Below are 6,123 nucleotides of genomic sequence, written 5' to 3'. Positions count from 1 at the left end.
AGGCGCGCGTCAGTTCAGCGCACTCGCGCATCATCCGAGGGCGCCTCTTCACCCATCATTCGTGCTTTCGTCGGCGAAAACGGCTGATGGAGCCACAATCGGTTGATTGTGCAGGGATCACCTCTAAGGGACTCAATCAGAGACCGTCATGCCTGAAGTCATTTTCGCCGGCCCCGCTGGCCGCCTCGAAGGCCGCTATCACCCGGCCAAGCAGAAGAACGCGCCGATCGCGATGATCCTGCATCCGCATCCGCAGTTTCACGGCACGATGAACCATCAGATCGTGTACCAGTGCTACTACGCCTTCGCGCATCGCGGCTTCTCCGTGCTGCGCTTCAATTYCCGTGGCGTCGGCCGCAGCCAGGGCTCATTCGACCACGGCACCGGCGAATTGTCTGATGCGGCGGCAGCGCTCGACTGGGCGCAGACCATCAACCCCGAAGCGCGTGCCTGCTGGGTCGCCGGCTTCTCCTTCGGCGCCTGGATCGGCATGCAGCTTCTGATGCGCCGTCCCGAGGTCGAAGGCTTCATCTCGATCGCGCCGCCGGCCAACCTCTACGACTTCTCGTTCCTCGCGCCCTGCCCGTCGTCGGGCCTGATCGTGCATGGCGAGAAGGACGCGGTGGTGCCGCCCAAGGACGTCAACACGCTGGTCGAGAAGCTGAAGACGCAGAAGGGCATCGTGATCGACCAGCAGGTCATCCCCGGCGCCAACCACTTCTTCGACGCCAAGCTCGAGCCGCTGATGGAAACCATCACGGCGTATCTCGACATGCGTCTCGCCAACGTGCGCTGAGATTGACATGGCCGCGTTCGTAGCCCTGCTGCGCGCGGTCAATGTCGGAGGCACCGGCAAGCTGCCGATGACCGAGCTCAAGGCGATGTGCGAAGAGCTCGGCTTCGCCGCCGTGCGCACCTATATTGCGAGCGGCAACGTCGTCTTCACCAGCCGCAAATCAGAAGCCGCGATCAAGAGCGCACTCGAACAGCGCCTCCACGCCTACGCCGGTGCGCCGGTTGGCGTACTCGTGCGCAGCGCCGCCGCAATGGCGCAAGTCGCGGCCGACAATCCCTTTCCGAAAGCCGCGCCCAACCGCACGGTTGCGATCTTCCTCGACAAGGCCCCGCCCGCGGATGCGCTGTCCGGTATTCGCGGCCAGAAGAACGAGGAGTTGCGCCTCGGCCGCCGCGAGATCTACGTCCACTATGGCGAGGGCATGGGGACATCGAAGCTCGTCATCCCCGCCGCGAAAACCGGCACCGCGCGCAACATGAACACGATCGCGACGCTGGCGAAGATGGCCGCGGAGCTCTAACGCGTCTGGCGCGCCGGAGATCAATTCACGCCTGTTTTCTGGAGAACTTCTGTCCCGGGGTAGCTCAAGATGAAATTTGCCGTCGTCACATATGGCACCGAGGGCGATACGCGCCCTATGGCCTTGCTGTGTAGGGCCCTGGTGGATGCTGGCCACGAAGCCCATCTGCTCGCTGACGCCGCTACGTTGGGCTACGCTGCTGACTTGAATATCACCACCACAGCGCTCGCCGGCGACATACGCGCCATATTGCTCCAAGACGCAACGCGCGAAGCACGGCGCGGTGGTTTCACCGAGACCGCCAGAGCTTTTGCGCGTCTCGCCGCCACAAATTCCGAAGCTTGGCTCCGCACGACAACCGCAGTTGCGCAAGGGTGTGACGTCATTGTTCTTGGCGGGCTCGCAGCGTTTATCGGACTTTCCGCCGCGGAGGCGTTACGAGTGCCCGCAATCGGCACCGGCCTCATCCTAATCACGCCGACCAGCGCATTCGCTTCTCCCTTCCTGCGCCCCGGCGCCGTGCCTCGTTTCATGAACAGAGCGAGCCACAAGCTGATCAATGCGTTGATCTGGCGCGCCTTCAAACCATCCATCAACGCGGCCCGCACCGCGGCGTGTGGTTTGCCTGCTCGCCGACATCTGTGGAACGAGCATCCGATGCTCTACGGAATCTCCCCCAGTCTCGTGCAGCCGCCCGCCGACTGGCCCCCAAACGCAACGGTCTGCGGTCAATGGCTTGCGCCCGTCGCCGAGTGGATCCCGCCGAAGGACTTGTCTGAATTCTTAGCTGCCGGCGAACCGCCTATCTATCTTGGCTTTGGAAGCATGGCGGCCCTGGGCGGGCCGAGCCTGATGACACAAGTGCTGGAGGCGCTTCGGGGGCGTCGGGCGCTGCTGCACCCTGGTTGGGGCAATGTAGACGCGGCTGATCTGCCTGCGAATGTCCATCTATTGGCAGAAGCGCCACATGGCTGGCTGTTTCCCAAGACAAGCCTGATCATCCATCATGGTGGCGCAGGCACAGCACATGCCGCCGCCCGCGCCGGCGTTCCCTCCGTCGTCGTTCCGTTCGCTGGTGACCAATTCTTTTGGGCTGAGCGACTGCTGCGGGTGGGCGCCGCACCAGCGCCAGTTCCCGCCAGGGGACTGAGCGTTGACCGGCTGTCCCTCGCCATCTCCGAAGCAGGTAAGAGCGCCATGCGCGACAATGCGGCCGTACTCGGCGCATCAATTGCCAAAGAGGACGGATTGACGGCGGCCGTCGCGGCCATTGAGGCGTTGACGAAATCGGCGCTCGCATCAGGTGGCGTATCTCGAGCTGACTATGTCTGAGATGGGTTGTGACCCTCACAGCGGTCTCGGCGACGCGTGGTGATTGTGCGCGAAGGATTCGGTGGCCTGGCCTGCGCCTTGCCGGCGCTCAAGAGCATAAGTGACGCCAGACGATGCCGTAAGAAAAGTGCCGGCCGCACCGATGCCGGATGGCGACATCGGCATAGCCCCTAGGCGGCAAGCTTGAGCAGATGGGCGTCGTGGCGCACGAGGAAGGCGCGGAGCAATTGCGGATAGTCCGCGCCGACGGCGCTCCGCACGCTCGGACGCTTCGCAAGCTCGGCCCGCCACGCCCGCACCTTCGGCACATTCGTGAAGATGCCGTGCTCGGTCAGTTCGTCGAACAGGTCAAAATAGCGGAAGACGGGTGCGAACACCGCGTCGACCAGGCTGAACCGTTCGCCGGCGAAGAACGGACCTGCGCTTAGCGCGACTTCCACACGTGCGAACTTCGCGACGAGCGCCTGACGCTTGCTCTCGAACGTCGCCGGATCCGTCGTCGTCTCCAGGCCCCAGAGATCGCCAAGGATCGCCGAGCCGAACTCCATCCAGGCGCGATGCTCGGCGCGCTTCAACGCATCCGCCGGATGCAGCTTGAGGCCTGCTTGCGTCTCCTCGATGTACTCGCAGATCACGTTGCTCTCGAACAGCGCGACCTCGCCCTTCTCCGTCGTCACTACCAGCACGGGCACCTTGCCGAGCGGCGAGAGTTTCAGAAACCAGTCGGGCTTGTTGGCGAGATCGATGTCGATCCGCTCGAACGGCACGCCCTTCTCGTTGAGCGCGATCACGGCGCGCTGCACATACGGGCAAAGCTTGTGGCTGATGAGTTTCAGTGAAGCGGTCATGGCAATGATCCCGGCGGTTCGATGCAACTGCATCAAACATAGATGCAACTGCATGCACCCGTCAAGATCAATGCATTTGCATCAACCGACCGTGATCGTAAGGCCTGGACCTCAGGGCCGCGCGATCACCCCGCCCGTCATCGGCATCGGCACGCCTGTGGTCGCCGGATAGGACAGCGGCAGGCCCTTCAAGCCACGCGCAGCGAGGAAGCCGAAGGCTTGCGCCTCGATGGCGTCAGAGGCCCAGCCAAGCGCCTCGGCGGGCTCGACGGAGGCCGAGCCCACCCGCTCCCGCAGCATCCGCAGCATGGTGAGGTTGCGGGCGCCGCCGCCGCAGACGATCCAGCTGCGCGGCCGCCGCGGCAGCAGCGGGATAATGCGGGCGATCGCCGCCGCGGTGAAGGCGGTGAGCGTCGCCGCGCCGTCGGCCGGCGAGACATCGCCGAGCTTCAACGCGGCAAAGTCGTTGCGGTCGAGCGATTTCGGCGGCGGCGCCACGAAGAACGGCAGCTCCAGCGCCCGCGCGATCCAAGCCTGGTCGGCCGTTCCGAGCGCGGCGAACTTACCCTCCGCATCGAACGCCTGGTTCATCGTGCGGTACATGAAATCGTCGAGCAGCGCATTGCCTGGCCCGGTGTCGCAGGCGATCAGCGTGTCGTTGCCGTCGATATAGGTGATGTTGGAGACACCGCCGATATTGACCACGACGATCGGCCTTTCGCGCGCCAGCGAATGGGCCAGTGCCCGGTGATAGACCGGCACGAAGGGTGCGCCCTGCCCGCCGGCCGCGACGTCGGCGGCGCGGAAGTCGTACATCACGGGGATATGGATCGCCTTCGCCAGCGCCGGCGCATCGCCGATCTGCACCGTCAGCCGCTTCTCGGGTCGATGCAGCACGGTCTGGCCGTGGAAGCCGACGATGTCGATGTCCTCCGCCTTCATCCGGTTCTGGGCGATGAAGGCGGCCACCGCCTCCGCGTGCGCCAGCGTCACCGCGCGCTCGGCCGCGGCCAAAATCCCCGGCCGGGCATCGCGCTGCGGCAGGTGTACGGCTTCGCTCAGCGCCTGACGCAGCAGGTTGCGCTCCGCCGGGCTGTAAGGCCGGTAGCCGGACGGTCCGAACCCCTTCACCAGCTTTCCGTCGGTTTCGATCAGCGCGACATCGACCCCGTCCAGCGAGGTGCCGCTCATCAAACCGAGTGCCGTCAACATCATGGATCAGCGTCCTCAACAGCCCCCTTCTGGCATGCCGATCTTGTGCCAGAGGGACACATCTTATAATGCCTCAGCGCCAAGTGGCGGGCGGCAATCGAGTTCCCACGGTAGATCCTTAAATTGCCCCCAAAACAGTAAACCAAGAATTGTCAGGCACGCCGACAAATGACTGCATTTAAATCGGATTTCCTCCACACCCTGCAGGAACGTGGATTTATCCACCAGTGCTCCGATTTCGAGGGGCTGGACGCGCTCGCCGCCAAGGGCGAGGCGACCACCTATGTCGGTTACGATTGTACCGCCCGCTCGCTGCATATCGGCAACTACCTGACCATGATGATGCTGCACTGGCTCCAGCAGTCCGGCAACAAGCCGATCACGCTGATGGGCGGCGGCACCACCATGGTCGGCGATCCCTCCGGCAAGGACGAGACCCGCGCGATGCGCACCGTCGCCGAGATCGAAGCCAACAAGGAATCGATCCGCGGCGTGTTCGCAAAGGTGCTGCGTTACGGCGACGGCAAGAGCGACGCCGTCATGCTCGACAATGCGGAGTGGCTGACCAAGCTGAACTGGATCGAGATGCTGCGCGACGTCGGCCGGCACTTTTCGGTCAACCGCATGCTGACCATGGACTCCGTGCGGCTGCGCCTCGAGCGCGAGCAGGAGATGAGCTTCATCGAGTTCAACTACATGGTCTGCCAGGCCTACGACTTCGTCGAACTCGCCAAGCGCACCGGCTGCAAATTGCAGATGGGCGGCTCGGACCAGTGGGGCAACATCATCATGGGCGTCGATCTCGGCCGCCGCATGGGCACGCACCAGCTGTTCGCACTGACGACGCCGCTGCTGACCACGGCCTCCGGCGCCAAGATGGGCAAGACCGCGCAAGGCGCGGTCTGGCTCAACGCCGACCAGTTCTCGCCGTACGACTTCTGGCAGTACTGGCGCAACACCGAGGATGCCGACGTCGGCAAGTTCCTCAAGCTGTTCACGACGCTGCCGATGAGCGAGATCAAGAAGCTCGAGGCGCTCGGAGGCTCGGAGATCAACGAAGCCAAGAAGGTGCTTGCGACTGAGGCGACCGCGCTCTTGCACGGCCGCGACGCAGCGAATGAGGCGGCTGAAACCGCGCGCCGCACCTTCGAGGAAGGCGCGCTCGCCGAAAGCCTGCCGACGGTGGAAATTCCGCGCGGCGAACTCGACGCCGGCCTCGGCGTGCTCAACGCCTTCGTCAAGGCGGGCCTCGTCACCTCCAACGGTGAGGCGCGGCGCCAGATCAAGGGCGGCGGTCTGCGCGTCAACGACGAGCCCGTCACCGACGAGAAGATGGTGCTGTCACCAGCCCATCTGACGCCGGAGGGCGTGATCAAGCTGTCGTTCGGCAAGAAGAAGCACATCCTCATCAAGCC

At 64.2% G+C, this 6,123-nt stretch carries 6 protein-coding genes; 4 read left to right on the top strand and 2 right to left on the bottom strand.

Going from position 1 to position 6,123, the window contains the following annotated elements; translation table 11 throughout:
• The first annotated feature begins 148 nt into the window (after nt 1-148).
• From AC1D00_RS22580 to AC1D00_RS22570, 3 genes are all read left to right on the top strand, one after another.
• Complete coding sequence (locus AC1D00_RS22580) at nt 149-796, top strand: alpha/beta hydrolase (protein ID WP_477012173.1); 648 nt, start codon at nt 149-151, stop codon at nt 794-796.
• A 7-nt stretch (nt 797-803) separates the two neighbouring features.
• Entirely contained in the window at nt 804-1,316 is a 513-nt protein-coding gene (locus AC1D00_RS22575; protein ID WP_404556102.1) for a DUF1697 domain-containing protein, read from the top strand.
• 69 nt (nt 1,317-1,385) lie between these two features.
• Nucleotides 1,386-2,648, top strand: a complete 1,263-nt coding sequence (locus tag AC1D00_RS22570; RefSeq protein ID WP_477012172.1) for a glycosyltransferase — start codon at nt 1,386-1,388, stop codon at nt 2,646-2,648.
• Between the two features lie 170 nt (nt 2,649-2,818).
• On the opposite strand, the gene AC1D00_RS22565 is transcribed toward AC1D00_RS22570, so the two are convergent.
• Nucleotides 2,819-3,496 (bottom strand): glutathione S-transferase family protein, encoded by a 678-nt coding sequence (locus AC1D00_RS22565; RefSeq protein WP_404556099.1) that lies wholly within the window; start codon nt 3,494-3,496, stop codon nt 2,819-2,821.
• Nucleotides 3,497-3,607: 111 nt separating this feature from the next.
• The gene (locus AC1D00_RS22560) at nt 3,608-4,711 is read right to left on the bottom strand and encodes an anhydro-N-acetylmuramic acid kinase (protein WP_477012171.1); all 1,104 of its coding nucleotides are present in this window, start codon (nt 4,709-4,711) and stop codon (nt 3,608-3,610) included.
• Between the two features lie 165 nt (nt 4,712-4,876).
• Here AC1D00_RS22560 and tyrS point away from each other — a divergent pair.
• On the top strand, nt 4,877-6,123 hold a 1,247-nt coding region (gene tyrS / locus AC1D00_RS22555; RefSeq protein WP_477012170.1), incomplete at its 3' end, for a tyrosine--tRNA ligase.

The organism is Bradyrhizobium sp. P2_E8, assembly GCF_056403875.1.
Note: the sequence above shows the minus strand (reverse complement) of the source record. Positions and strands in the feature narration are given on the sequence as shown.